The sequence below is a fragment of the Chitinophaga sp. CCNWYY40 genome, assembly GCF_037483205.1.
Lineage (GTDB): Bacteria > Bacteroidota > Bacteroidia > Chitinophagales > Chitinophagaceae > Chitinophaga > Chitinophaga ginsengisegetis.
Genome location: NZ_JBBHLF010000002.1, coordinates 22580 through 47954, shown reverse-complemented (window position 1 = coordinate 47954; position 25375 = coordinate 22580). Strand labels below are relative to the sequence as shown.

The 25375-nt window shown below is 48.0% G+C and carries 25 protein-coding genes; 16 read left to right on the top strand and 9 right to left on the bottom strand.

Features of this window, described 5'->3' with window-relative positions:
* Positions 1-174: 174 nt before the first annotated feature.
* Positions 175-522, bottom strand: coding sequence for a DsrE family protein (locus tag V7S65_RS06125; protein WP_336388854.1), 348 nt, complete (start codon positions 520-522; stop codon positions 175-177).
* A gap of 68 nt (positions 523-590) precedes the next feature.
* Positions 591-827: a hypothetical protein gene (locus tag V7S65_RS06120; protein WP_079467707.1), complete on the bottom strand. Its 237-nt coding sequence runs from the start codon at positions 825-827 to the stop codon at positions 591-593.
* A 454-nt stretch (positions 828-1281) separates the two neighbouring features.
* On the opposite strand from V7S65_RS06120, the gene V7S65_RS06115 reads away from it, so the two are divergent.
* The gene (locus V7S65_RS06115; RefSeq protein ID WP_079467708.1) at positions 1282-2202 is read left to right on the top strand and encodes a helix-turn-helix transcriptional regulator; all 921 of its coding nucleotides are present in this window, start codon (positions 1282-1284) and stop codon (positions 2200-2202) included.
* 44 nt (positions 2203-2246) lie between these two features.
* Here the strand turns inward: V7S65_RS06115 and V7S65_RS06110 are convergent, their stop codons facing one another.
* Positions 2247-3332, bottom strand: coding sequence for a family 20 glycosylhydrolase (locus V7S65_RS06110; RefSeq protein WP_336388855.1), 1086 nt, complete (start codon positions 3330-3332; stop codon positions 2247-2249).
* Positions 3333-3473: 141 nt separating this feature from the next.
* Here V7S65_RS06110 and V7S65_RS06105 point away from each other — a divergent pair, with 141 nt between their 5' ends.
* Complete coding sequence (locus V7S65_RS06105; RefSeq protein ID WP_159454155.1) at positions 3474-4571, top strand: AI-2E family transporter; 1098 nt, start codon at positions 3474-3476, stop codon at positions 4569-4571.
* Positions 4572-4647: 76 nt separating this feature from the next.
* On the opposite strand, the gene V7S65_RS06100 is transcribed toward V7S65_RS06105, so the two are convergent.
* The 5 genes from V7S65_RS06100 to V7S65_RS06080 all read right to left on the bottom strand — a co-directional run bounded on the left by V7S65_RS06100 (position 4648) and on the right by V7S65_RS06080 (position 12310).
* Positions 4648-7773, bottom strand: a complete 3126-nt coding sequence (locus V7S65_RS06100; RefSeq protein ID WP_336388856.1) for an efflux RND transporter permease subunit — start codon at positions 7771-7773, stop codon at positions 4648-4650.
* 11 nt (positions 7774-7784) lie between these two features.
* On the bottom strand, positions 7785-8894 hold the full coding sequence (locus tag V7S65_RS06095) for an efflux RND transporter periplasmic adaptor subunit (RefSeq protein ID WP_336388857.1): 1110 nt from the start codon (positions 8892-8894) through the stop codon (positions 7785-7787).
* A 14-nt stretch (positions 8895-8908) separates the two neighbouring features.
* Complete coding sequence (locus tag V7S65_RS06090) at positions 8909-10183, bottom strand: TolC family protein (protein WP_336388858.1); 1275 nt, start codon at positions 10181-10183, stop codon at positions 8909-8911.
* Positions 10184-10254: 71 nt separating this feature from the next.
* Complete coding sequence (locus V7S65_RS06085) at positions 10255-11625, bottom strand: sensor histidine kinase (RefSeq protein WP_336388859.1); 1371 nt, start codon at positions 11623-11625, stop codon at positions 10255-10257.
* Between the two features lie 4 nt (positions 11626-11629).
* Positions 11630-12310 (bottom strand): response regulator transcription factor, encoded by a 681-nt coding sequence (locus V7S65_RS06080; protein WP_336388860.1) that lies wholly within the window; start codon positions 12308-12310, stop codon positions 11630-11632.
* Positions 12311-12453: 143 nt separating this feature from the next.
* On the opposite strand from V7S65_RS06080, the gene V7S65_RS06075 reads away from it, so the two are divergent.
* From V7S65_RS06075 to V7S65_RS06065, 3 genes are all read left to right on the top strand, one after another.
* Positions 12454-13008 (top strand): GNAT family N-acetyltransferase, encoded by a 555-nt coding sequence (locus V7S65_RS06075; protein ID WP_079467716.1) that lies wholly within the window; start codon positions 12454-12456, stop codon positions 13006-13008.
* A gap of 12 nt (positions 13009-13020) precedes the next feature.
* The gene (locus tag V7S65_RS06070) at positions 13021-13515 is read left to right on the top strand and encodes a GNAT family N-acetyltransferase (RefSeq protein WP_079467717.1); all 495 of its coding nucleotides are present in this window, start codon (positions 13021-13023) and stop codon (positions 13513-13515) included.
* A gap of 61 nt (positions 13516-13576) precedes the next feature.
* Positions 13577-13993: an EamA family transporter gene (locus V7S65_RS06065; protein ID WP_336388861.1), complete on the top strand. Its 417-nt coding sequence runs from the start codon at positions 13577-13579 to the stop codon at positions 13991-13993.
* A 47-nt stretch (positions 13994-14040) separates the two neighbouring features.
* On the opposite strand, the gene V7S65_RS06060 is transcribed toward V7S65_RS06065, so the two are convergent.
* The gene (locus V7S65_RS06060; protein WP_079467719.1) at positions 14041-14682 is read right to left on the bottom strand and encodes a helix-turn-helix transcriptional regulator; all 642 of its coding nucleotides are present in this window, start codon (positions 14680-14682) and stop codon (positions 14041-14043) included.
* Positions 14683-14820: 138 nt separating this feature from the next.
* Here V7S65_RS06060 and V7S65_RS06055 point away from each other — a divergent pair, with 138 nt between their 5' ends.
* The 11 genes from V7S65_RS06055 to V7S65_RS06005 all read left to right on the top strand — a co-directional run bounded on the left by V7S65_RS06055 (position 14821) and on the right by V7S65_RS06005 (position 25356).
* On the top strand, positions 14821-15390 hold the full coding sequence (locus V7S65_RS06055) for an NADPH-dependent FMN reductase (RefSeq protein WP_079467720.1): 570 nt from the start codon (positions 14821-14823) through the stop codon (positions 15388-15390).
* Positions 15391-15445: 55 nt separating this feature from the next.
* Positions 15446-15772 carry a HesB/IscA family protein gene (locus tag V7S65_RS06050; RefSeq protein WP_079467721.1) on the top strand — a complete coding sequence of 109 codons (327 nt, stop codon included), beginning with the start codon at positions 15446-15448 and terminating at the stop codon, positions 15770-15772.
* Between the two features lie 13 nt (positions 15773-15785).
* On the top strand, positions 15786-17231 hold the full coding sequence (sufB, locus tag V7S65_RS06045) for a Fe-S cluster assembly protein SufB (RefSeq protein ID WP_079467722.1): 1446 nt from the start codon (positions 15786-15788) through the stop codon (positions 17229-17231).
* A gap of 42 nt (positions 17232-17273) precedes the next feature.
* Positions 17274-18038: a Fe-S cluster assembly ATPase SufC gene (sufC, locus tag V7S65_RS06040; protein ID WP_079467723.1), complete on the top strand. Its 765-nt coding sequence runs from the start codon at positions 17274-17276 to the stop codon at positions 18036-18038.
* An 8-nt stretch (positions 18039-18046) separates the two neighbouring features.
* Positions 18047-19366, top strand: coding sequence for a Fe-S cluster assembly protein SufD (sufD, locus tag V7S65_RS06035; protein WP_336388862.1), 1320 nt, complete (start codon positions 18047-18049; stop codon positions 19364-19366).
* Between the two features lie 7 nt (positions 19367-19373).
* Entirely contained in the window at positions 19374-20621 is a 1248-nt protein-coding gene (locus tag V7S65_RS06030; RefSeq protein WP_336388863.1) for an aminotransferase class V-fold PLP-dependent enzyme, read from the top strand.
* Between the two features lie 10 nt (positions 20622-20631).
* Entirely contained in the window at positions 20632-21060 is a 429-nt protein-coding gene (locus V7S65_RS06025; RefSeq protein WP_079467726.1) for a SufE family protein, read from the top strand.
* Complete coding sequence (locus V7S65_RS06020) at positions 21057-21368, top strand: DUF59 domain-containing protein (RefSeq protein WP_079467727.1); 312 nt, start codon at positions 21057-21059, stop codon at positions 21366-21368. The genes V7S65_RS06025 and V7S65_RS06020 overlap by 4 nt, the downstream gene beginning before the upstream one ends.
* 116 nt (positions 21369-21484) lie before the next feature.
* Positions 21485-22798, top strand: a complete 1314-nt coding sequence (locus V7S65_RS06015; RefSeq protein WP_079467728.1) for an SWIM zinc finger family protein — start codon at positions 21485-21487, stop codon at positions 22796-22798.
* Positions 22798-24252, top strand: coding sequence for a DUF5691 domain-containing protein (locus V7S65_RS06010; RefSeq protein WP_336388864.1), 1455 nt, complete (start codon positions 22798-22800; stop codon positions 24250-24252). Before V7S65_RS06015 ends, V7S65_RS06010 begins: the two co-directional genes overlap by 1 nt.
* Before the next feature lie 24 nt (positions 24253-24276).
* Positions 24277-25356 (top strand): ATP-binding protein, encoded by a 1080-nt coding sequence (locus V7S65_RS06005; protein WP_079467730.1) that lies wholly within the window; start codon positions 24277-24279, stop codon positions 25354-25356.
* Positions 25357-25375: the final 19 nt, after the last annotated feature.

Genomic DNA, 25375 nt, shown 5'->3' with positions numbered 1-25375 from the left:
TTTCAATGTATTTAAGTTTAAGAGGTTAGTCCTTATTATTCGTGCAACCATTTAACGTTATTATCACAATTTTTATTTGGTGCCCCCTCCCAAACTTTCTACCGCATTTCCCGGCACATTACTTTAAAAATGTAAAAATAAACTAATAAACCAATTAACTAATAAACAATTAAACTAGCATCTTATATAAGCCCATCCTTCCTGTTGCCTTTCCACCAGGTGCGCTACAGCTGCCGACACCACCTCCACAAAGGGAAACAGCTGATCTGTTGCCAGCTGACGGCTGTTCAGGGTATTCCGGCAAATGAGGAACCGGACGGATTGCCCATGCAGGGCCGATATTTTTTCGGGGAAAGGGTGACCATCGGGCAGCAATAAATTCCAGGCATGACCATGTACTACCACCTCTATGGCTATACGGGTTTTTCGTTCGTTGGTGTAATTAAGAAGATTATTGAGCTGCCCGAGCATAGACAGCTGGGCATCCCGCTCACCGGATGTGATTTGAAAAACTACCTGCATGCTGACAAACCTAACTAAATATTGGCAAACCCGAAAGTAATGGCATCAACATTAGGTGGATGTTATTGTCAGAGATGATTCTCTGTTCGTTTTTCATTATGCAACTCATACTGTACCTTTCTCAGCTTCTCTTCCAGCTTGCAGTACTTCTCTCTTGCCTCACGCAGCTGGTACTGTAATGAAGCCTCTTTTTGCGCCTGTTTTACAAGATTAATATTGGCTATCCGCAAAGCCTTGAAATGATGGTACAGGATTGCCCAACCCAGTAACAACAATAATGATAAAACAATGATGACGGCTACCATAAGATAAAAGGTTATACGATCATATCAATCAACTATGCTAAACCACCGGGAAATGGTGTTGCGAAGGCCGCAACTCCATAACAGGATTGATAGGACAAAATAATTCAGGCTATAAAAACCGTATGAATGGCCCCGCTGATGGTGCAAACATGACACGACAACTAAAGATATTGATTCCCGTAATTAACGGTTTGTCCATTTTAGCTTTTTCCTTTCTTTCTCCCGGGCAATCTCTCTTCCGGCAACAAATTTTCTACATATTATAAAAATACGCACTGAGTAAAAAACATATCATATTGAAAATCAATCATATAAAATGATCCGAAAATTTACGTCTCCGGTGATCATAAAAAAAATTAAATTAGGGATAATGTTCATGTAGTTAGCTTCTTATCAAGGACGTAAATCAGCATGTACCGGATCCAATGAAAATCAACTAAATCCCTCATATTGTATGGCCGCCCTTCTGACCAAAGAACAACTTGAAAATTTTGCTTTACAAGGGTTATCTTATGCAGATGATCATGTCAGTGATCCCTTTAATATCAGAGATGTGGCAGAACGCCTCGGTATTTCCTACTCCTACTTCTATCACAACTTTGTGAATTACATGGGAGAACCCTTCTGGCACTATGTTAAACGTCACCGCCTGGAACTTGGCGCCGGCCTGCTACGGCACAGTGGCTATAATATCGGCGAAATCAGCGAGTATTGCGGATATGCCACTACAGCAGCTTTCAGCAAAGCATTTAAACTACATTTTAAAGAAAGTCCGAAAGATTTCCGCCGCATCATTATCCTGCCTAATGAAAACAGAACGCTGCAGATCACTAAAACCATCACAGCAGCAATAGGAAATGATGCATTCCAGGAACTGTTCAATTACGACCGCTGCGAAAAACTCAGAATGCCGGATAGTATCCTGTACTACTCCTTCATTTCACGTGGCCAGGACCCAATCGCAGAAATGATCGCCCGCATGAACACCTATCATAACCTGTTTAAAAAGATGCAGACGCTATACGATCTGCCGCAAAGCAGGATCATTACAGGCACCCTCGATGCCGTGCCGGTAACCAACTATGAAAAACTATCGATGTTCGCCGGATTGCTGATTCCAACATCCGCCATAAGCGCACATATCCAGTTGCAGAAAAACCACTCCTATCTCGCCACAAAACGGATAGCAGGCGGCAACTACCTCAAACTGCCGGTGCCAATGGACTTTGCCACTGCAGGCATGCCAATGTATAATTTTATCAGTATGAACTGTAAGGAAGGGGTATTCAAGATGAGCGGGAACCACTTCTTCATCTCGCTGGACGGACCAACATACTCTGAAATATTTATCCCGCTGCTCAAAAAACATTATTAAAAAGAAAACGGAATGATCAGGAGATCATTCCGTTTGTTCCTTTTTTATTTGGTAAATACAGCCCGGAAGCAATTGGCGCTCGTATTCACCGTATCTTTCTGCGGCTTACCCGTTCCGTAAAACTCATCCAGGAACCCCGCTGCATCCGACCAAACCGTTTGCATCATTCCCTGGAAACGCGGCTTCATTTCCTTAGTGGCACTGGCCCGGTAGTCATACATATCCTTCAGCTGCAGCTTTGCATTAGCCGGCATCCTCCACGGACATGTGATCACCGACAGCCCTTTCATTGCCAGGTACACCGGCGTTTTATCCGGCCGCTCATAATGCCAGTCGCAGATAACCACATCTTTTGGAACCAGGTCCACCGCACGGTGCGTATTGTTCATGCTCGCCTCCCAGGCGCCTAAACCCGTCAGCTTGCCATCCAGTAACCTGTCGCCCCACATCCACAGCTCACGCCCGTTCTGCGCCAGGTGATTCCGGATTGTCCATACCTCCCCGGCAAATAATTCGGCTTTGTCGCGGCCGCCGCAACGCGGGCATTTATCCTCCCCGATATAAAACACTTCATCCATGCCTGCATGAAAGGCGGTACTCTCAAATACATCACAGATCTCATCCACCAACTCAAATACAATCTTATGTACACCCGGATGTAACGGGCAATAACTCTTGCAATACAAACCATCTGCATTTGGCCATACATAGTTCGCCGGCATCTTTACCCACGGCGTTTCATCAAAATCAGGATATACCTTCAGCAGGTTGCTGGTAGTACCGGCCCACGACTGATGACCCAGCAGGTTAATCTGCGGAATCAGCCGGATGTTATGCTTACGGCAGGTTTGCACCAGCTGCTTTACCTGTTGTTCGGTTAAGCCGCCGGCATCACGCAGCTCGGGGTGCGATTTAAACTGGTAATTAAAATCAACGCGCAGCACCAATGTGTTGATATGCCGCGGCGCCAGTTCTGTGTCAATAAATTTCAGGAATGGGGCCAGCCCCTCCGCTCTGGGCGCAGCTATACAAAAACCACGAACAGGCAAAGTATCAGCCGGCAGGGGTTTTGCAAAGGAAAGGGAGCTACTGCCGCAAACGAGCAGTAAAAGGGCAAACAGTTTTTTCATAACGCTTAAATTTTTACAGGCATGTCGTAAAATAATAAAAGCAGTGCGCAACTGCAACCTTTTCACCGGAACAAATGTATAATGAGCATTCTAATGTTATACACTTTGATTTTTAATATCTTTGATAAAAGCACTACCTCTATGAACGAGATCAAACTACCGTTTACTGCCCGTCTCACTTTTACCCTGTTTTCGATCATTCTCATTATATATATAGCCCATGTTGGCAGCGGTATCATTGTTCCGTTAATGTTTGCCATGCTTATCGCCATCATGCTGCTGCCGGTTGTTCACCAGCTGGAGAAATGGCGTCTCCCGCGGGGGCTTGCGGCCATCATAGCGGTGCTGCTGTTTATCATCGGCATCCTGCTGCTGATGCTCCTCCTCGCCAAACAAATGGAAGCCTTTATCTCCGACTTCCCGCAACTGGAACAAAAACTCACGCTGGTGATCGATTCCACTCAGGATTGGATCAACACCAAATTTCATATCAACTCCAGCACACAAATGAGCTATGTGGAAAAAGCCATGATGGGCACGCTCGGAACTGCCACCAGCTTTGTCAGCCAAACATTCCTGTCGCTTTCCTCCCTGCTTGTGTTCGTGGTATTTGTATTCCTGTATGCTTTCTTTATCCTCTTCTACCGCAGGTTGCTGGTATCTTTCCTGATAAAGATCTTCCAGGAACAACACCGCGAAAAATTACTCACCGTAATTGCCAGCACACGCACCATTATTAAAAGCTATGTAGGCGGACTGATGATAGAAATGGTCATTGTAGCTATTCTTAACACTGTGCTGTTCTTTATCCTGGGTATTAAATATGCTATCCTCCTGGGCGTAATGGCCGCCATCTTTAATATCATTCCTTATGTAGGGATCTTAACGGCAGCGATTCTCATCATCCTGGTAACACTGGCTACGGGTACGCCTATACAGGCATTACAGGCAGGTGTTGCCCTGTTCCTCATCCACGTACTCGACAGCAACGTGCTTTTCCCCAGCATTGTGGGTTCCAAAGTAAAGATCAACGCATTGGTCACCATTATCGGTGTGGTGCTTGGAAATATGTTATGGGGCATCCCCGGTATGTTCCTCGCTATTCCGACCATCGCCATTATTAAAATTATTTGTCAGAATATAGAAGAGATGAGCCCCTGGGCTATTTTGCTTGGCGATGAAGCCAAACCGAAAGTAAAGAAAATCAGAAAAACGAAAATTGACGAAGCAAAGTCATAAAAAAGACTGTTCAATATAAAAAAAGTTGCCCCGGAAATACCGGAGCAACTTCTCACTATAAATCAACAACCAATTGCTATGATAATAACGGATCTTTCTTCAACCTGTTCTTATATACCCAGTAAAACACAACCGGGAATATAAAAAGATTAAAGAAGGTATCTGTGATCAGACCGCCTATCACCACACGCGCCAGCGGTCGTGCGGTTTCCGAACCAATTCCCATACTGGTGGCTGCAGGCAACAACCCGATCGCCGCCATCATGGCGGTCATAATCACCGGGCGTACCCTCGACTCCACCCCATCGTGAATGGCCGCTGCCAGGCTGAAATCCCCTCCGCGGTGCATAGTCCGCACATTCGTTTTGAACTTCGACAGCAGGATCACACCATTCTGTACACAGATCCCAAACAACGCGATAAAACCAATACCCGCGGATATACTGAAGTTCATACCGGTAAGCCACAGCGAAAAGATCCCGCCGATAATCGCAAACGGCACATTGTTCAATACCAGCAAGGCATCTTTCACCTTTCCGAAAAGTATAAACAGGATCAGGAAAATCAGCAACAAACTGATAGGTACTACCTGCATCAGCCGTTTGGTAGCCCGTTGCTGGTTCTCAAAATCACCGGCCCACTCCAGCGAGTAACCCTTTGGTAAAGTGATCTGCTCACCCACCTTCTGCTGCGCCTCCGCAATAGTGCTGCCCAGATCCCTGCCCCGTACCGAAAATTTTATGGCGCCGTAACGCATATGCTTATCATGATAGATCATACTGGGCCCCACTATATGATCAATCTCTGCAATCTCTTTCAACGGAATCTTATTTCCCCTTATAGTCGGTATGGTTAGATTCCCTATCGATACCTCGCTTTCCCGGAAACTCTCGGGGTAGCGTATACGAAGATCAAAGCTCTTCTCCCCCTCATAAATCCGGGTAGCGGCTTTTCCGCCAATCGCCATCTCTATCACGGAGTTGGCATCTTCTGTGGTAACCCCGTACAACGCCATCTTTTGCTGGTTCAGGTTGATGCGTAATTCCGGCTGACCAATATTACGCAGTATCCCCAGGTCCTCAATACCGTGCACTCCTTTCAGGATCTTCTCTATCGATTCTTCTTTGTCTTCTATCAGCTTAAAATCATCTCCGAATAACTTCACTACAATAGAGCCCTTCACACCGGAAACCGCTTCCTCCACATTATCCATGATCGGCTGGGAAAAATTCAGGGTAATACCTGGAATACCCGCCAGCTTTCCATTCATCTGCTCTATCAACCGGGCCTTCGATAACCCGCTCTTCCACTCACTTTGCGGGTAAATGTCTACGTGAAATTCAATATTATAAAACCCCGTAGCATCTGTACCATCATTGGGCCGCCCCGTTTGAGACATCACCTGCTTCACTTCCGGAAAAGTCAGCAGCTTCCGCCTGATATCATTGGCTACCTTCACCGACTCTTCCAGCGATGTGCTCAACGGTCCGGTGGCCCTGATGTAAATAGCGCCCTCATTGAGTTGTGGCAGAAACTCCGTTCCTAAAAAACGGAAACAATATAACCCAAACGCCAGTACGGCCAGCGACACGGTAAAGGCTACACGCCGGTGACGGAAACAGTAATTAAAGATGCGGAGTGTAATACGGTTAATAAACGCCAGGAAAACATTATGCTTCTCCTTTACATTCTTCCGGAGCAATACACCCGCCAGCGCGGGTACCAGTGTAAACGTAAGGATCAACGCCCCCAGTAAAGCAAAACCCAGTGTCCAGGCAAGCGGGGAAAACATCTTCCCCTCTACTTTTTCAAAAGTAAAGATGGGCAGCAACCCCGTGATGATGATCAGCTTTGCAAAAAAGATCCCCTTCCCGTTCTCCAGGCAGGCTTTCCGGATCAACCCCGCCTTGCTCAGTTTATTAAACCGCTCCATCCCCACACTATGCGCCTTCCTGTCCAGCACCACAAAAATCCCTTCCATCATCACCACAGCCCCGTCAATGATAATCCCGAAGTCGATCGCCCCCATCGACAACAGGTTAGCGCTCATCCCTTTTATCCGCAAACAAATAAACGCAAACAACAACGCCAGCGGAATCACCACAGATACAATCACCGTAGTGCGCCAGTCGGCCATAAACAGGAACACAATCACCGTTACAAAAATGATCCCTTCCAGCATGTTGTGCAACACGGTATGCGTGGAAAAATCGATCAGGTCTTCCCGGTTATAAAAGGGCTTTATCTTTACATCATCGGGCAAAATACGTGTATTCAGCTCCGTTATCTTCTGCTTCAGCGCCTCTATCACTTCCGCAGGGTTCTCCCCTTTCCGCATCACCACGATGCCTTCCACTACATCATAATCCTGATCGCGCCCCACCTGTCCCAGCCTCGGCAGCGCCGATATACTTACATCGGCTACATCCTTTACCAGGACGGGGGTACCATTGATATGGTCTACAATGATGTTCTTAATTTCTTCCGTGTTATTGAGTATCCCGATCCCTCTCACTACATATGCCTGCGCATTTTTCACAATCACATCGCCTCCTACGTTGATATTACTTTTAGACAATGCCTGGTACATCTCCTGTGCCGTAATATCATACTGCACCGCCTTATCGGGATCAATGGTCACCTGGTAAATTTTCACCTCTCCCCCAAAACTTACAATATCCGCCACACCGGGCACGGATAACAGGTTCCGCTCAATTACCCAGTCCTGCAACGTTTTGAGCTCTGCTACAGACAGCTTGCTGCTCTGAAGCGTATACCGGTAAATTTCCCCGGTAGGGCCATATGGCGGCTCTATTTCAGGATCCACGCCATCCGGCAGCGAAGCCGATGTAATATTATTATTGATCTGTTGCCGCGCAAAAGTATCATCCACGCCGTCGTCAAAAATTACTTTCACCACGGAGAGGCCGAACAGGGAAGAAGAACGGATGTACGTTTTCTTTTGCGCCCGGTTCATGGCAATCTCTATTGGTCTTGTTACAAACTTCTCCACTTCTTCTGCGCTCCTGCCCTGCCATTGAGTGATGATAGTCACGGAAGTATTGGTTACATCCGGAAACGCATCTACGCCAATCTGCCTAAAGCTGATATAGCCTGCAATAGCCAATATACCGGTGGCAAAAAAAATGAAGTATTTATTGCTTAAAGAAAAAGCAAGTACGCGCTTAATAAATCTGTTCATAGTGATGGGCTTTACTGCTGATCCTTCAGCGTTTCATAAATGAATACCTGCCGGGAAGCTATCACCCGGTCGCCCTCTTGCAGGCCTGCACTCACATAGGCCCGCCCATCGCTGGTTTTATCAATCTTCACCTCTTTTACGGTCACGCCGCATTTCGCATTGGAACGTACCAGCACGTAGTATTTGTCGTGGTCAAAAATGATCCCCCTCGATGGAATGCTTACGGTATTACTATCGGAACGACGATTGGCTTTCACACGCACAAACATCTCCGGCTTTAGCAGGAAACCCGGGTTTTTCACTACCACCCTGGCTTTCATCACTTTATTTTCGGGGTCCAGTATATTGTAGATCTTGTCGATAGTACCATAGAAAATTTTATCCGGATAAGATAAAGTGCTCATCTCTACTTTATCTCCCTCCCGGATACCGGCGATGTCCGACTCAAAAATGTTGATCATCGCCCACACCTCATTGAGATCGGCCACCACAAAAATAGGATCCGTGTTATCCGGCCGCCACTGCATACTTTCAGCGGCGCGCTTGCTGATCACAAATCCAGGTACCGGCGCTTTCACGGCATAATCCGTACGATGCCCGCCGCCATTGATATCCAGGATAGCCTGCGATTTATTATAGGCGGCTACAGCCTTATCATAGGTACTCTTTGCTTCTTCATATTCGCGCTGGGAATTCAACCCGCTCTTATAAAAAGATGCCGCCACTTCCATATTCCTTTTGGCGGTTTGCATATCATTAACGGATATACGCTGATCGGCTGTAAACCCCGCCATTTCCGGGCTTTTAATAATAGCCAGCACCTGGCCCTTTTGCACAAAATCGCCGGAATGAACTTTTACGGCGGTTACAATGCCACTCACCATCGGGAAAATGCGCGCGGTTTTATCTTCATTCTCGGTGATTTTCCCGGTAAGCAGCAACTCATTTTCAACCGGTCGTGCAGTAGCGGTATCAACTACCAGCGTGCGGAGCAGTGAGTCTGAAAGTGACCATGAACGCGGCTCTTCAGGCGTCACTTTGCTGCCGCAGCCGGTGATGATACCACTAAGGGATATAATGATAACAATTGCAGGTATATGCCGTTTTACTAAATATTGCATGTAAAAAAAATTTATCAGGGATGAAAAACAGGTGTACCGGTGGTGTAATTAAGCGACTCCAGTGCATGTAAGCGGTCGTATTTCAGCTCATTCATTTTGAGTACGTTGTTCCGATAGGCATCATACAGATCAATGAATTCAAGCAACCCGATATTATGAAGCCGGAAATTCTTCTCTACCTCATTCATCATCGTGGTGTATTCATTTTCAAAACCGGGATCAAATTCCCGCACCAGCTTTTCTGTTTGTAACGCCTGTTGCAAGCTATTCATCACTTCATGCGCCAGCTCATCTTCCTGCCCCTCCAGCTGTAGTTTGCTGCTCTCCAGCGCCGCCTGTGCGGTTTTAATATTCCCCTGGTTCCTGTTAAAAAAAGGCAATGGCATCGATACACTCAACCCGTTATAGTTACGCTCAAAGTTGCCCTGCTTATCATAGGAAACTCCCAGCTGCAGGTCGGGTACGGCCATCGACTTCTGAAGACGCACGTTCAGGTGATTATAGTTCACCGTTTCCTGCGCTATCTTCAGATCGTAGCGGTTTACCCGCGCAGTATCCAGCAATGATTGAAAGCTGTATTCCAATGCCATCGGTTTATCGCCAACGCCTTCCGGCAACACCGGCCGGATCACCGTACCAGGTGGCACTCTCATCAGCAATGCCAGATCGGACTGCGTTTCCCGGATCTCCTGCTGCAACTGCAAATGATCATGTTGCAGATCGTACAACATAGATTTGATACGCACAATTTCCTTCGGCGCAATATTCCCTTGCGCCTGTTGCGCCGTAAACACACTCACTACCGTTTGTAAAAAAGTAATCTGGCTGGCAAATGTTTCCAGCGACTGCTCCTTGTAATAGAGATCGTAAAAATTATCATGAAGAGAAAACCGGAGAGTACGCAACAGGTCGTAGAACTGGTACTCACTCATTTTAACCCCGCTCTGGGCCAGCTTCACCGCCTTGTTGCGCTTGCCGGCCAGTTTGAATAACTGCTCCGCCTGCAGGCTGTTCTGTCCGGCGTAAGAAAAGTCGAACCACTTCCGGGTGGTATGATTATACAATACATTCTCAAAAGTCACCTGCGGATTATCGTACAGCTTTGCGGTGATCACGCCTGCTTTGGCCGAATCAATGCTGTAACGCTGTGTAAGTAAAGGAATATTTCTTTGCAGGAATTGCTGCTCCGCCTGTGGCAATGTTAGTGTCAGTGTATCTGTAACCTGTGCTGATGCTGTAATACGGAACACAGTGGCAAACAGTACAAGCCCTGCTAATCTATTGATCATACAACTTTTTTTCGTTGCACAAAGATGGTAAGCGTCTATTAGCAGCTTATTAGAATGAAGTTAAAACCGGGTTAGAATTTTCCGGCGGGAGTAAAGAAAATATTAAACGTGGTTCCCTGGCCTAACACACTGCTTACCGTGATGGTAGCCTTATGCAGCTGCAGGATCTTTTGTGTCATAGATAAGCCAATACCATATCCATCAAAAGGATGCGCATTATCCGCGCGGTACAGCGGCATAAAGATCTTTTCGGTATCAGTTGCCGCTATACCAATGCCACGGTCGCTTACAGACAAGGTGATACCGCTGCCGGTATAAGAAAGCCGGGCACTAACGTCACGGTTATACGAAAATTTAAACGCATTGCGGATGATGTTCTGCAACGCCAGGGTCATCAGCGAACGGTTGCCGCGGATACAAAGCAGGGCAGCATCTTCCGGCAAGCCGCTGAGTTGCACATGCAGCTGCAGCGGCGTTGATTTATGACGCCAGTACTCCGCCAGTTCCCACAATAACTCATCCAGCCGGATCAATTCACTGTTGGCTTCCGTTAAATTGGCATCTACTCTTGTAAGCTGCAACAGGCCATCCGTAATAATCTTCAGTTTCTCCGACTCACCGAGCAAAGTACCCAGCGTTTGTACATATTCATCCCGGCTCCGGCTGTTCTGCAGCGTGACTTCTATCTCCCCGATAATAGTGGTTAATGGCGTACGCAACTCATGAGAAGCATTGGACACAAAAGAACGCTGCATATCAAAAGCCTGTTCCAGGTGTTGCAAAAGACCATTAAAATTAGTGGCCAGTTCATCTATTTCATCTTTATTCAATCCCTGCTGCACCCGCATGTGCAGGTTGTTGGAGCGGATCTTCTGCACCTGCCGGTTAATGCTTTTGATGGGTTCCAGCGCTCTGCTGGCATACCACTGCCCCATCAGGAAAGTGATCAGCAATGCTGCAAAAAACATCACGATCAGGATCCACAAAAGATACTGCAGCTGCTGGATGCCCGCGGTATTACGCGCGGTTACAATCACTACAAAGTCGCCCTGGTTATCGGGATAATAGATCCCCAACCCCGACTCTTCCTGGAAACGGAACCGGTACACTTCCCTGTGACGGATGGTTTCCAGCAGCGACACCGGCCAGTTGTACCTTGTTTTTTCAATGAACACTGCCTGGTTATGCTGATCATAAATATTACTGAATTCATCGGGTATCCGTTCCCGGTAGCTCTTCTCTATTTCGAGGAATTTCTTCTTCGTCAGCTCGTCCTTTTCCAGGTACACCTGCGCCGTTACCAATGCACGCATCTGCAACAGCTTATAAAAACTGTTCTGGATATATTGGGCAGATAACAGGTATATCAGTACGAAAACAACCGTAAGAATAATTCCCGAAATCAGGGTAAACTGCAGTGATAGCCGGTGCCGGATCTTCATAAGCTTATTTCTGTTTCATCACATAACCCATCCCAACTACGGTGTGGATCAGCTTTTCGCCGGTAAAGCCTTTTTCAATTTTATTCCGGAGATAATTAACGTATACATCAATGGTGTTGGTGCCCGTGTCAAACTCCAGGCCCCATACGGCCTCAGAGATGAGCGCGCGGGACAGCACCTTGCCCGTATTGCGGAGCAGCAGTTCCAGCAACGCATATTCCTTTGCGGTGAGCACAATTTCCTGTCCATCGCGGCTGGCGGTTTTGGTATGGGTATTCAGCTGAAGATCCGCAAACGTAAGCACCGCCTGCTCCTGGTGGAAATGACTTTTTCTTCTCGACAACGCATTGATACGGGCTATCAGCTCGGAAAAATGAAAAGGCTTGGCGAGATAGTCGTCGGCGCCGGCATTGAGTCCTTCTACAATATCCTGCGTGGCGTTCAACGCTGTGAGCATTAATATAGGTACACTGATTTCCAGTGCGCGCAGATTTTTACATACAGCCGTTCCGTTTATACCCGGCAACATCAGGTCCAGTAAAATGAGATCGTAATCCTGTTCCAGGGCAGCCTGCTGACCGGCAATTCCATTTGTATGCACATCCACCTGGTGGTGATGCTCCTCCAGCCCGCGTTTGATGAAAGCGCCCACTTTAACTTCATCTTCTATAACCAGTATTTTCATATCAAAAAATTATAAGCAATAACCCCTGCAAAAGTAGGATTGTTTACCCGGGCGGGCATTAAAGCGGGATTAAAATCGAGGTTCCTATGGACAATTTCGCAATATCTGTTAGCTTTGCTCCAACCTAAACCGGCAACCGTATCATGCATTTACCCGTTTTAAGTACCGGCGACCTGGTGCTGAGACCCATAGAAGATAAGGATACCGCCGCCCTCTTCAGGCATTTTTCAGATGATGCGGTCACAAAATATATGGACATTGATTCTTTTTCCAATATCAGTGAAGCCACACATATTATACAGTTCTTCCGCCAAAGCCTGGAAAAGGAAGAAGGCATGCGATGGGCCATCACACTGGCCGGAAAGGACGAACTGATAGGCACCTGCGGATATCACAAAATCAACAAAACACATTTCAAAGCGGAAATCGGGTACGACCTGCAACCGGTTTACTGGGGCAAAGGCGTGATGAAAGAAGCCATCAGCGCCATGCTCACCTATGGCTACGAGGAATTACAGTTCAACCGCATTGAAGCCTTTGTGGACCCGGAAAACCAGGCGTCTTCCAAATTGTTAAGCAGACTGGGATTCCGGTATGAAGGTTTTTTAAGAGATGCCTTCTTTGAAAAAGGAAAATTTGTAAACGCAGAACTCTACAGTCTTTTAAGACACGAACATACAAGGGAATCTATTTTCTAATTATTATATACCATGAGCTTACAATTCCGGCATGCTACAGAAGCCGACCTGCCACGGATCGTTGAAATTTATAACACTACTATCGCCGGCCGGATGGTGACCGCCGATACGGCGCCTGTTACCGTGGAAAGCCGGCTGCCCTGGTTTCATGCACACAACAGCACTCACCGTCCATTGTGGATGATAGACGACGACGGCAGCAATGTAGGCTGGATGAGCTTTCAGTCTTTTTACGGCCGCCCCGCCTACAACGGCACCGTGGAAGTAAGTATCTACCTCGATGAAACAGCCCGTGGCAAAGGATTAGGCAAAAAAATACTGCAACATGCCATTACCGTGGCGCCGGAATTTGGCGTACAAACCCTGCTGGGTTTCATCTTTGCACACAATGAACCCAGTCTGAAACTGTTTATGAATATGGGTTTTGAAGAATGGGCGCACCTGCCGGAAATTGCGGTGCTGGATGGTGTGGAAAGAAGTTTGAAAATTTTAGGAAGAAAGATCTGACCCCGGCTACAACATTCCTTCAGTTTTCGGGGATAATTTCGGACCGTAAATCAGGAAAAATATGTGGTGGTTTTATGCATTGCTATCCGCTTTCTTCGCGGCACTAACCGCTATCCTCGCCAAAATCGGGGTAGCGGACGTCCCTTCCAACCTGGCTACCGCCATCCGGACGATCGTTATACTGGTACTGGCCTGGGCTATTGTATTTGCAAGAGGGGAATATAAAAGTTTCGGCGCCGTATCAAAACACGGACTGCTCTTCCTCGTATTATCCGGCATTGCTACCGGCTGTTCGTGGATCTTTTATTTTAAAGCGCTCCAGATAGGGAAAGTATCACAGGTAGCGCCGGTGGACAAGCTCAGTGTAGCGCTCACCATAATCCTGTCAGCCATTTTCCTGCATGAAGAACTCACCTGGAAAACAGCCATCGGCGCCGGACTCATTATAGCCGGTACATTGGTGCTCATCTTAAAATAAAATCAAAAAAATCAGTGTAATCCTGGGAAAGACAACCTCCGCGGCATTTACTCCGCTTCTATTTTGTACACACAACGGCGGGCGCCGTTGATAATGTGTTCCATCCGCGACACATTCATTTTTTCTCCGAGTATGCTGACAAACGTCCTCATCTCGGAAGTACAGATATTATCACATTCTGTGGCGGCACAGCAAATGGGACAGTGATTCTCTATAAAATAATAGGTATCGCCTTCTTTTTTCCATTCAGCCAGGTAGCCTTCCCCGGAACGGATGGCCGCAAACGAGGTAAGCCGGTTTTCAATACCGTTAACCCCTTCCAGGGCACTGCTGTATTTTTCCAGCTGGCTTTTCTCCCGGGCGTTCACTACGTTATCGAGCGCTTCCTTACCCAGCACATTCTTAATGGTCTGGATCAGCTGAAGGGTGAGTTCGGTATGTGTGTCGGGAAAACGGGCATTACCCAGGGGGGTAAGGCTCCATATTAAAACAGGGCGTCCTACGCCCTTGGAAGCACTTTCCGATTGTACCAATCCTTCTTCTGCCAGTTTGAGCAGTTGAAGCCTGGCGCCCTCTCCGGTAATACCCAATTCATTGGCCAATTCTGCTGCAGACAGCGGTCCCCGGGTCTTGAGCAACGTCAAAAACCGTTCGGCAGCATTCTTGGTTCGTATTGGATAATTTTCCAAGTTCTTACTTGTTTTATTCTCAAATATCGGTATTTTTGTGAAAGCTAAAAAAAAGATTTTGGGATTTTGGTGAGTTTATGAGATCCTTCATCAAAATTTAATCTCATAATCATTTAAATCTCTAAAAGTTAAATATTAATGAACGTCCTGATATTTAATGGTGCAATAGATGATCGTCCTTATGCCACGGCTAACCAGCTGGCGGTGTATCTGACGGAACAGTTAAAAGAGAAAGGATTTTCCCCGGAGATATTCAGTCTGGGTAACGCCCAAATCCCCTTTTTCTCCCAGGCGGAAGCAGGAACAAAACCACCCGCAGTAGACGCTATGTGCAAAGCTTTTTGCAAGGCGGATCTGCATATCTGGATGACTCCTTTATATCATGGCAGCATGACAGGCGCCATGAAAAATTGCCTGGACTGGCTCGAAATGACAAGCAAGAACCAGCGTCCTTATTTAACAGGAAAGGTTGTAGCTTTGCTGTCCTGGGCGGACGGCACCCAGGCCATGCAGGGTATAAATGCGATGGACGCAGTGGCAAAGGCACTAAGGGCATGGGTTTTACCATATTCCCTGCCTATTTTGAAAGACAACCTGTATGACCCGGAAACCCGCGGGTTCACTGAGTTCTATAAAAATAAACTGGATACGATGGTGCAGTTACTGTGTGCGGCTAAATCGCATGTAGTGGCTGGTATTGAAGGATAAACAGATAAGGAAGGCCGGGAAACCGGTAAATAGCTAATTAAAACAAATTCTGAGTATGATAACCGTTTCAGAAAAAGCAGGAGAATATATCAAAGCGCTGATGGAAAAAGAACATCATGCGCCGGGCACCTTTGTGCGTGTAGGCGTAAAAGGTGGTGGTTGCTCAGGTCTTGAATATGTGATGAAATTTGAAGCAACTGAAGAAGAAGGCGACCAGGTTTTTGAAGATAAAGGCGTAAAAGTAGTGGTACAAATGAAAAGCCTCCTGTACCTGTATGGTACAGAACTGGACTATTCTGATGGACTCAACGGAAAAGGCCTCTACTTTAATAATCCAAATGCAACCAGAACGTGTAGCTGCGGCGAAAGCTTTGCGGTTTAAATATTAAACTTGTATGATCAACAGTAACGAAATAATTGATGATATAGCCAATAAGGAGTACGAGTTTGGCTTTAGCACCGATATTGAAATGGATATAGCTCCTCCGGGGCTGAATGAAGATATCATCCGTTTTATTTCGGCGAAGAAGAATGAGCCCGAATGGCTGCTGGAATGGCGCCTGAAGGGATTTGCCGCGTTTAAGAAAATGGAATTCCCGAAATGGCAGCACTTTGAAATGCCTAAGCTCGATCTGCAGGCACTTTCCTACTATGCCGCCCCCCGTAAGAAAAAACAGCTCAACAGCCTGGATGAAGTAGATCCGGAACTGCTGGCCACCTTCGCAAAACTGGGTATTCCCCTGAATGAACAGAAAGCCCTTACCGGTGTAGCCGTAGATGCCGTTTTCGACAGCGTTTCCGTAGCCACCACTTTCAAAGGAAAACTGAAAGAAATGGGCGTGATCTTCTGCTCTTTCGGTGAAGCAGTACAGGAACACCCCGACCTGGTAAAGAAATACCTGGGCAGCGTAGTTCCACATACTGACAACATCTTCGCAGCACTCAACGCCGCCGTATTTTCCGACGGCTCCTTCGTATACATTCCCAAAGGCGTACGCTGCCCGATGGAACTGAGCACTTACTTCCGTATCAATGCGCAGAACACCGGACAATTTGAACGTACCCTGATCATTGCAGACGATAACAGCTACGTAAGCTACCTCGAAGGCTGTACCGCTCCTATGCGTGATGAAAATCAACTGCACGCAGCAGTAGTGGAACTGATAGCACTCGAACAGGCGGAAATAAAATACTCTACCGTACAAAACTGGTATCCCGGCGATAAAGACGGTAAAGGCGGGATCTATAACTTCGTTACCAAAAGAGGTATCTGCAAAGGCGCTGCCAGCAAGATCTCCTGGACACAGGTAGAAACCGGCTCCGCTATTACCTGGAAATATCCCAGCGTAATCCTGCAGGGCGACCATTCCGAAGGTGAATTTTACTCCGTAGCAGTAGTCCGTAACAAACAGATCGCTGATACCGGTACCAAAATCCACCACATCGGTAAAGGCACCAAAAGCCGTATCATCTCCAAAGGTATTTCTGCCGGCAGAGGTGACAACAGCTACCGCGGCCTGGTATCCGTTGGGCCACGTGCCGACAATGCACGTAACTTCACCCAGTGCGATTCCCTGCTCATCGGTAACCAATGCGGCTCACACACGTTCCCGTATATCGAATCAAGAAACAAAACTGCCATGATCGAACACGAAGCCACCACTTCGAAAATCGGTGAAGACCAGATCTTCTACCTGAACCAGCGTGGCATCGACAGCGAAAAAGCAGTAGCCCTGATCGTAAACGGTTATGTGAAGGAAGTACTGAACCAGCTCCCAATGGAGTTTGCAGTGGAAGCACAAAAATTATTATCTATTACACTTGAAGGAAGCGTTGGATAACTCATTATCCAATTAATACATACAGAACGAAATAAAACAATCATGCTGACGATTAAAAATCTGCACGCAGAAGTAGAAGGGAAAAAAATTCTGAAAGGCATTAATCTCGAAATAAACAAAGGAGAAATGCACGCCATCATGGGGCCTAACGGTTCCGGCAAAAGCTCATTGGCTTCTGTTCTGGCGGGACGGGATAACTACACTGTCACCGAAGGTGAAGTTTGGTTCAACGGCAAAAATCTGCTGGATATGGCTCCGGAAGAACGCGCCCGCGAAGGTGTTTTCCTCGCTTTTCAATACCCCGTAGAAATTCCAGGTGTTTCTAACCTCAACTTCCTCAAAACCGCACTGAACGAAATCAGGGCGTATAAAGGTCTCCCGGCCCTCGAAGCCAGGGAATTCCTGAAGCTGACCAAAGAAAAACAACAACTGGTTGACTTCCACTCCAACCTGATGAACCGTTCCCTCAACGAAGGATTCAGCGGTGGCGAAAAGAAACGTAACGAAATTTTCCAACTCGCTATGCTGGACCCACAGCTGGCCATACTGGATGAAACAGATTCCGGACTGGATATCGATGCACTGCGTATTGTTTCAAATGGTGTAAACAAATTACGCGATGCAGAAAAATCTTTCGTAGTGATTACTCACTATCAACGCCTGCTGGAGTATATCATACCTGACTTTGTGCATGTATTATACAACGGCCGTATCATTAAAACCGGTACCAAAGAACTGGCACTGGAACTCGAAGAAAGAGGATACGACTGGCTGAAAGAGGAATTACATTTGAAAGAATCTGTATAAAAAGAACTATGACAAGCGATATGATATTGCCATTTTACCAGGCGTTAACAGAAGATGTAAATGCACTGTCGGCACAGGTTCCGGCCCTCGCTACGGATACGCTGCAGGACATCCGCCGCAAGGCGCTGGAGCGTTTCTCTGCAATAGGCTTGCCTACGCTGAAAACGGAAGCATGGCGCTACACGAATATTCAGCGCTACCTGAAAGAGTTTCCTTATGAACTGCTCTCTACCGCTTCCCCCGTTTCAGAAGCAGTAATAAACAGCACCGCTATTCCTGAGCTGGACTGCTACCGCATCGTGCTGGTAAATGGCCACCTGCAGGCGGATCAGTCTACCCTGCCGCAAGGTAAAGGTATTACCCTTGGCGCCATGAGCGCCCATACTACCGCACCAGGCTTTGTTACTTATTTCAACGAACAGCACCACCTGGCCGCCGAATCATTGGCACAGCTGAATACAGCCCTCTTCGCAGATGGCCTGTATCTTGAACTGGCTGCCAACACCGTGCTCGATAAACCAATACATGTAGTAAACGTTTACTCCTGTACAGCGCACGCCTTCATTCAGCCACGCCACCTGTGGATCCTGAACAGAAACGCGGCCGCTACTATCATCGAAACTTCCGTACACCCGGAAACCGCCACCATCGCTTTTGCGAACAGTGTACTGGAAACCGTGGTACTGGAAAATGCAGAATTGTGGCATTATAATGTACAACAGGGCGCCGAAAGCTTCCGCGAAGTACATACCACCGCTGCACAGCAACACAAAGACAGCCGTTATCACCATTTTAATTTCACCCTGCCAAACACCCCGTTCACCCGTAACAACCTGAGCGTGGCCCTGAATGGCAGTCATACCGAAACTAATCTGAACGGTTTATATATTGCCAGCAAACACCAGCATGTAGATAACCATACCTTTATGGATCACATCATGCCCGATTGCAACAGCAACGAACTGTACAAAGGCGTACTGCTCGATAACGCCAACGGCGTATTTACCGGCAAGATCCTTGTACACCAGGAAGCACAGAAAACAAATGCTTTCCAGCAGAACAATAACCTCCTGCTCGGTACCAAAGCGGACATCAACTCCCAGCCTCAGCTGGAAATTTATGCCGACGACGTAAAGTGCAGCCACGGTTTTACTGCCGGTCAGTTCAGTGAAGAGTCCATGTTCTACCTCCGCTCACGCGGTATAGGCGAAGACGCGGCAAAAGCACTGATGGTAAACGCCTTCTCCCACGACATCACAGATGCAGTGAAGGTGCCTGCCCTGCAACATTTCCTGCAGACGCAGATTGCGGAGATCATGAATAACTAATTTTACAATGGAACATATTGCTAACATAATAACCGACGGCCTGGACGTAAAGCAGATCAGAAAGGATTTTCCTATCCTGCAGCAACAGGTACATGGTAAACCGCTGGTATACTTCGACAACGGAGCTACCACGCAGAAACCACAGGTTGTAATAGACACGGAAGCCCGCTGTTACGAAGAATATAACAGCAATGTGCACCGGGGTGTACATCACCTGAGCCAGGTAGCTACCAACGCATACGAAAAAGCCCGCATCACCATTGCAGGTTATATCAATGCCGCCGACCCGCATGAAGTGATCTTCACCGCAGGTACCACCGCCAGCATCAACCTGGTAGCCAATACCATGAGCCGCCGCTTCCTCAAACCAGGCGACAGCGTTATCATTTCCGCCATGGAACACCATAGTAATATAGTGCCCTGGCAGATAGCCTGCGAAGAAACCGGCGCCACACTCAAGGTAATTCCTATCAACGACCGCGGTGAACTCCGGATGGATGCATACGAAGCCATGCTGGACGACTCCGTGAAAATAGTAGCCGTTACCTACGTTTCCAATACAATGGGCACCATCAACCCGGTGCAGGATATTATAACGCTGGCGCATGCACGCAATATACCGGTACTGCTCGATGCCGCTCAGGCGATCCAGCATATCAGTATTGATGTACAGGCACTCGACGTTGATTTCCTCGCTTTCTCCGGTCATAAAATTTATGGACCTACCGGAACCGGTGTACTCTATGGCAAAAAGGAATGGCTCAATAAACTGCCCCCCTACCAGGGTGGTGGCGATATGATCAAAACCGTTACTTTCGAAAAAACAATATACAACGAACTGCCGTATAAATTTGAAGCCGGTACCCCTAACATTGCTGGTGGCATCGCACTGGGCGCGGCTATCCAATACCTGCAGCAAACCGGGATCTCCAAAATCCAGCAATGGGAAGAAGAGCTGATGGAATATGCCATGCAGGAACTACGACAGATCGATGGTATCCGTTTTATCGGAGACGCAGCAGAAAGAAGCGGCGCTATCTCCTTCCTGGTACACAACATCCATCCGTTTGATATGGGTGAACTGCTGGATCAGCAAGGCATCGCCGTAAGAACAGGACACCATTGCACCGAACCACTGATGGATATCTTTAAAATCCCCGGTACGGTACGTGCATCCCTTTCTTTCTATAATACCAAAGAAGAAATAGACAAACTGGTAGCCGGCATAAAAAGAGCCAGCGCCATGCTTTTGTAAACAGGTGAATATGACGATTCAGGAAATACAGGAAGAAATTATATCCGATTTTTCGGTGATGGGCAGCTGGGAAGATAAATACGAATATATCATCCAGCTGGGTAAGGAATTACCACTCATCTCAGAAGAATTTAAAACGCCGGACAATCTCATCAAAGGCTGCCAGTCGCGCGTGTGGCTGCATACAGAGCTGAAAGACGGCAAATTGTTCTTTACCGGCGACAGCGATGCCGTAATCACCAAAGGGCTTGTTAGCCTGATGATTTATGTACTTTCCGGTCATACACCACAGGAAATTGCCGCAGCAGAAATTTATTTTATCGATGCCATCGGCCTGAGCAGCCACCTCTCGCCTACCCGCTCCAACGGGTTACTGAGTATGCTCAAACAAATGAAGCTGTACGCCATCGCCTACCAGGCTAAAATTAACCAGCAATGAGTGAAGCAACATTAAGAGAACAGATAGAAGCACAGCTCAAAACCGTATTCGACCCGGAAATCCCGGTGAACATATGGGAACTTGGACTGGTATACGAAGTAAAGATCAAGGAGAATAACAGGATCGGTATCGATATGACCCTTACCGCTCCCGGCTGCCCCGTAGCCGGCGATATTATCCGGGAAGTAGATGAAAAAATAAGAAATATAGAAGGCGTTTCTGATGTAGATGTTCACCTTACTTTTGATCCGCCCTGGACAAAAGACATGATGAGCGAAGAAGCAAAGCTGGAACTCGGCTTTCTGTAAAAAATCACAATACTTACATACTAAAACCAAATATCAAATACACTGCGTAGTGTTATCTGATATTTGGTTTTTTATTTTATGGAATTATTTACTTTGCGGTTTAAATCGTTAATCCATTGAACCTATCCGACGAACAAGTGCTTGCTATGGCGCCTGATGAATCTTCCCGTAAATCCGGGAAGGACCTGGCCAATCCGGCTAAATGGGTGAGTAAAGGCGTCAGCGAAATAGCGTTATGGGGCGAATGCCAGGGCAGCGGCAGTAAACCATACCAGACACAGATAGACACCGGCAACATGGCATTCAAATGCAGTTGCCCCAGCCGTAAGTTTCCCTGCAAACACGGACTGGGACTGTTGTTGCTCTACTCCAGGCAGCGGGCTTCCTTCCCCGAAGAAACACCGCCCTCCTGGGTTAGCGAATGGCTCGCCAAACGCGCAGAAAAAGAAGAGAAGAAAAATACAACGCCCACTGCTACAGAGAAGCAGGCAGATACCACCGCCCAGGCCAAAAGGCAACAGGCACGCATGCAGAAAGTAAGCGACGGCGCCGCAGAACTCCTCCGCTGGATGAAAGATCTCGTGCGCAACGGTATCATGGACATGCCCGAAAAAGATCCTTCCTTCTTTGAAAATATGATCCGCCGCATGGTAGATGCACAGGCCCCCGGCCTCGCCGCCATGATGCGCGAACTGGCAGACATCAGCTACTTCCACGACGGATGGCAATCCGTTTTCATCACCCAGCTCACCCGCATTTACCTCGTTATACAAGGCTATCAGCATATCAGCGACCTCCCGCCTGCACTACAGCAGGATATCCGTACCCTCGCCGGATTTTCCACCTCGCAGGAAGAACTGAAGGAACAAACCGGGATCACCGACACCTGGCAGGTACTGGGAAAACAAACTACGGAAGAAGACCGTCTCGTGGTAGAACGCTATTGGCTATACGGCGTAAATACCAAACGCCCCGCGCTGATCCTGCAGTTTTATGTACGCGGGCAAAGCACCATCACCAACGCCCTCACACCCGGCAGCGCCATCAATGCAGAACTGGTATTTTACCCTTCGGCAGCACCGCTGCGCGCACTCATCAAACAACAGGTAACAATACCGGCCAATCATACCTTCAACGGCTACGCCGGATGGCAGGAAGTAGTAACCGCACAAACCGCCATCAGTGAAGTACTGCCCGTGTATAACGACCAGGTATACACGATCGCAGACCTCACCCCCGTTTGGCACGCGGAACAATGGTGGCTGCAGGATAGCCGCCGGCAATTGATGCCCGTGAAAAAAACATTCCAGCACATCTGGAAACTGCTGGCACTGAGCGGAGGAACACCCCTGCACATGGCAGTTACAGGTAAAGAAACCCAATACGAACCCATTGGCGTTTGGCACGAACAGGAATACAAAATATTATAATGGAGCACTGGAATCAACTCATCAATACTGCCCTACTTGGCACGGCTAAAAAGCCGGCCGACAGCACCGGTATGAGCGGCCCCCTGCAACAGGCGGCCAATACCATACTGACCGGCGATAACACAGATAAAGAAGATAAGTTCCTGCAACTGGCGGCAGTACTCTACAACTACCGGCTAAGCGGTACCCAACCCGTAACCGCCAGCGTAGCACCCACGAAAGTGTGCCCGCCGGAAACAAAGCCTTACTGTAAACCCGCCGCCGTTAGGGTATTACAACAGGTACTGGAAACAGACAGCATCCAGCTCCTCCAGCTTTGGCTGGAATACTGCGCCAAAGCCAACGTACTCCTGCCACCGGCGCAACTGCCCGTGATGCTCGATAAAGGCTGGCGGAATAAATCGCTGCGGGCTTTGATCGCTGCCACAGGCGGGCAACGCGCGGAATGGCTCGGGCACTTTAACCCCGACTGGAACTTTTCACGCGTGGCAGACACTATCGAAGACAGGTGGCAGAACGGCGCCACGGCACAACGTGTAGAAGCGCTGAAAGAACTGCGTGCAGCCGATCCCGTAATGGCCCGCACCTGGCTGGAACAATCCTGGCCCAAAGAAAGCGCCACCGTGAAAACGGAACTGCTCTCCGTACTGGAACAACCCGCAAACCCTGCAGACGTTCCCTGGCTGGAATCCCTGCTTACTGAAAAAAGTAAACAGGTAAAAGAAACCGCCACCCGCATCCTGAAAAAACTGCCCGGCTCCTCGCTGCATGAAAAATACTGGCAGATCATAGCCGGCGCCATACAACTCGATGAATACGGACAGGTAACCGTAGCCCTCCCGGAAATAACAGACGACAGCATCTTCCAGAGCGGCATCGAAAAACTCAGCAACGATAAAACCATCACGGATGAAACACACATCCTCTACCAGCTGATCAGCCTCGTACATCCCGCCCGCTGGGAAGAGCATTTCAAGCGGAATACGGAAAGGGTGATCGCCCTTTTTCAGTTGCAGGATTCGCTGAAACCCTTTATCCCGGCGCTGGTGCTGGCCATCGCCTGGTTTGAAGACAAGGAGCGCGCCCTTTCGTTTATGCATCACAGTGAAACATTTTATATAGATATCATTCCCATGCTGCCGCCGGAACAACAGCAGCAGTTCAGTGAAAAGTTTTTTGATGAACACCCGGATTCCATCATCCAGTACGCCTGCAACAACCAGGAAGAATGGAGCCTCCCGCTGTGTACCCGGATATTCAAATATGCGGCCACACAGCCTTACACCTACAACCAGCAATTCATGAACAATCATATCCGGCAAATACCCGTGGCCATTGCCGCCACCCTGGACGATATCACGCCCGTGGAAGCCTATCACACCGGGTACTGGAATAATATAAAGGTTCACCTGGGCCGGCTGCTCCAGGCAAAAAGCCAGATACAATCACTTTAATCCAAACACATTAATCAACATACCATGTCAGACATTTTACGTTACCACGCCGAACAACTGTATGCACAGGAGCTGGAAGAACTGAAAAAAGACGACCCGGGGAAGCGTCCGCAAAACTGGTTACTGACACCCCAATCGGTGGTCACCTACCTGATCGGCGGAAAACTGAAGAACGGTTTTGAAGTCACCCCTAAATATATTGGCAGCAAACGCCTCATGGAAATCGCGGTTGCTACCCTCGCCACCGACAGGGCCCTGCTGTTGTATGGCTTACCCGGTACCGCCAAAAGTTGGGTGAGCGAGCACCTGGCCGCCGCCATCAGCGGCGATTCCACGCTCATTATACAGGGCACTGCCGGCACCAGCGAAGAAAGCGTGCGGTACGGCTGGAACTATGCCCGTCTGCTGGCAGAAGGCCCTACCCGGAATGCCCTGGTGGAAACGCCGGTGATGCGCGCCATGCAGGAAGGTAAAATTGCCCGTATAGAAGAACTCACCCGCATCGGCGCCGATGTGCAGGATACCCTCATCACTATCCTGTCGGAAAAAACGCTTCCCATTCCGGAACTGAATACAGAAGTTCAGGCTACCAAAGGATTCAACATCATTGCCACCGCCAACAACCGCGATAAAGGCGTAAATGAATTATCCAGTGCGCTGAAACGCCGATTCAATACCGTTATCCTGCCTGTTCCGGATTCTATGGAAGAAGAAATTGATATCGTAAGAAGAAGAGTGGAAAGCTTTGAAAAAACAATGGAGCTGCCGGCAGAAAAACCGGCGATTGAAGAAATCCGCCGCATCGTTACCATCTTCCGGGAACTCCGCAACGGCGTTACCCTCGATGGTAAAACCAAGCTGAAGTCGCCCGGTGGCACCCTCAGCACTGCTGAAGCCATTTCTGTGGTTAACAATGGTCTCACCCTCGCCGCCTGGTTTGGCGATGGCACCCTCAATGCTGCCGATCTTGCCGCAGGCATCATCGGCGCCGTAGTGAAAGACCCCGTTCAGGATAAACTGGTTTGGCAGGAATACCTGGAAACGGTAGTGAAAACACGCGAGGAATGGAAAGATGTGTACCGTGCCTGCCGCGACCTGGCGTAACGGAATATTAAGGATCAAG

Excerpts from the sequence above, each read along its gene's own strand:
- V7S65_RS06125 (WP_336388854.1), bottom strand. The coding sequence starts at position 522 with ATGCAGGTAGTTTTTCAAATCACATCCGGTGAGCGGGATGCCCAGCTG.
- V7S65_RS06120 (WP_079467707.1), bottom strand. The coding sequence starts at position 827 with ATGGTAGCCGTCATCATTGTTTTATCATTATTGTTGTTACTGGGTTGG.
- V7S65_RS06115 (WP_079467708.1), top strand. The coding sequence starts at position 1,282 with ATGGCCGCCCTTCTGACCAAAGAACAACTTGAAAATTTTGCTTTACAA.
- V7S65_RS06110 (WP_336388855.1), bottom strand. The coding sequence starts at position 3,332 with ATGAAAAAACTGTTTGCCCTTTTACTGCTCGTTTGCGGCAGTAGCTCC.
- V7S65_RS06105 (WP_159454155.1), top strand. The coding sequence starts at position 3,474 with ATGAACGAGATCAAACTACCGTTTACTGCCCGTCTCACTTTTACCCTG.
- V7S65_RS06100 (WP_336388856.1), bottom strand. The coding sequence starts at position 7,773 with ATGAACAGATTTATTAAGCGCGTACTTGCTTTTTCTTTAAGCAATAAA.
- V7S65_RS06095 (WP_336388857.1), bottom strand. The coding sequence starts at position 8,894 with ATGCAATATTTAGTAAAACGGCATATACCTGCAATTGTTATCATTATA.
- V7S65_RS06090 (WP_336388858.1), bottom strand. The coding sequence starts at position 10,183 with ATGATCAATAGATTAGCAGGGCTTGTACTGTTTGCCACTGTGTTCCGT.
- V7S65_RS06085 (WP_336388859.1), bottom strand. The coding sequence starts at position 11,625 with ATGAAGATCCGGCACCGGCTATCACTGCAGTTTACCCTGATTTCGGGA.
- V7S65_RS06080 (WP_336388860.1), bottom strand. The coding sequence starts at position 12,310 with ATGAAAATACTGGTTATAGAAGATGAAGTTAAAGTGGGCGCTTTCATC.
- V7S65_RS06075 (WP_079467716.1), top strand. The coding sequence starts at position 12,454 with ATGCATTTACCCGTTTTAAGTACCGGCGACCTGGTGCTGAGACCCATA.
- V7S65_RS06070 (WP_079467717.1), top strand. The coding sequence starts at position 13,021 with ATGAGCTTACAATTCCGGCATGCTACAGAAGCCGACCTGCCACGGATC.
- V7S65_RS06065 (WP_336388861.1), top strand. The coding sequence starts at position 13,577 with ATGTGGTGGTTTTATGCATTGCTATCCGCTTTCTTCGCGGCACTAACC.
- V7S65_RS06055 (WP_079467720.1), top strand. The coding sequence starts at position 14,821 with ATGAACGTCCTGATATTTAATGGTGCAATAGATGATCGTCCTTATGCC.
- V7S65_RS06050 (WP_079467721.1), top strand. The coding sequence starts at position 15,446 with ATGATAACCGTTTCAGAAAAAGCAGGAGAATATATCAAAGCGCTGATG.
- sufB (WP_079467722.1), top strand. The coding sequence starts at position 15,786 with ATGATCAACAGTAACGAAATAATTGATGATATAGCCAATAAGGAGTAC.
- sufC (WP_079467723.1), top strand. The coding sequence starts at position 17,274 with ATGCTGACGATTAAAAATCTGCACGCAGAAGTAGAAGGGAAAAAAATT.
- sufD (WP_336388862.1), top strand. The coding sequence starts at position 18,047 with ATGACAAGCGATATGATATTGCCATTTTACCAGGCGTTAACAGAAGAT.
- V7S65_RS06030 (WP_336388863.1), top strand. The coding sequence starts at position 19,374 with ATGGAACATATTGCTAACATAATAACCGACGGCCTGGACGTAAAGCAG.
- V7S65_RS06025 (WP_079467726.1), top strand. The coding sequence starts at position 20,632 with ATGACGATTCAGGAAATACAGGAAGAAATTATATCCGATTTTTCGGTG.
- V7S65_RS06020 (WP_079467727.1), top strand. The coding sequence starts at position 21,057 with ATGAGTGAAGCAACATTAAGAGAACAGATAGAAGCACAGCTCAAAACC.
- V7S65_RS06010 (WP_336388864.1), top strand. The coding sequence starts at position 22,798 with ATGGAGCACTGGAATCAACTCATCAATACTGCCCTACTTGGCACGGCT.
- V7S65_RS06005 (WP_079467730.1), top strand. The coding sequence starts at position 24,277 with ATGTCAGACATTTTACGTTACCACGCCGAACAACTGTATGCACAGGAG.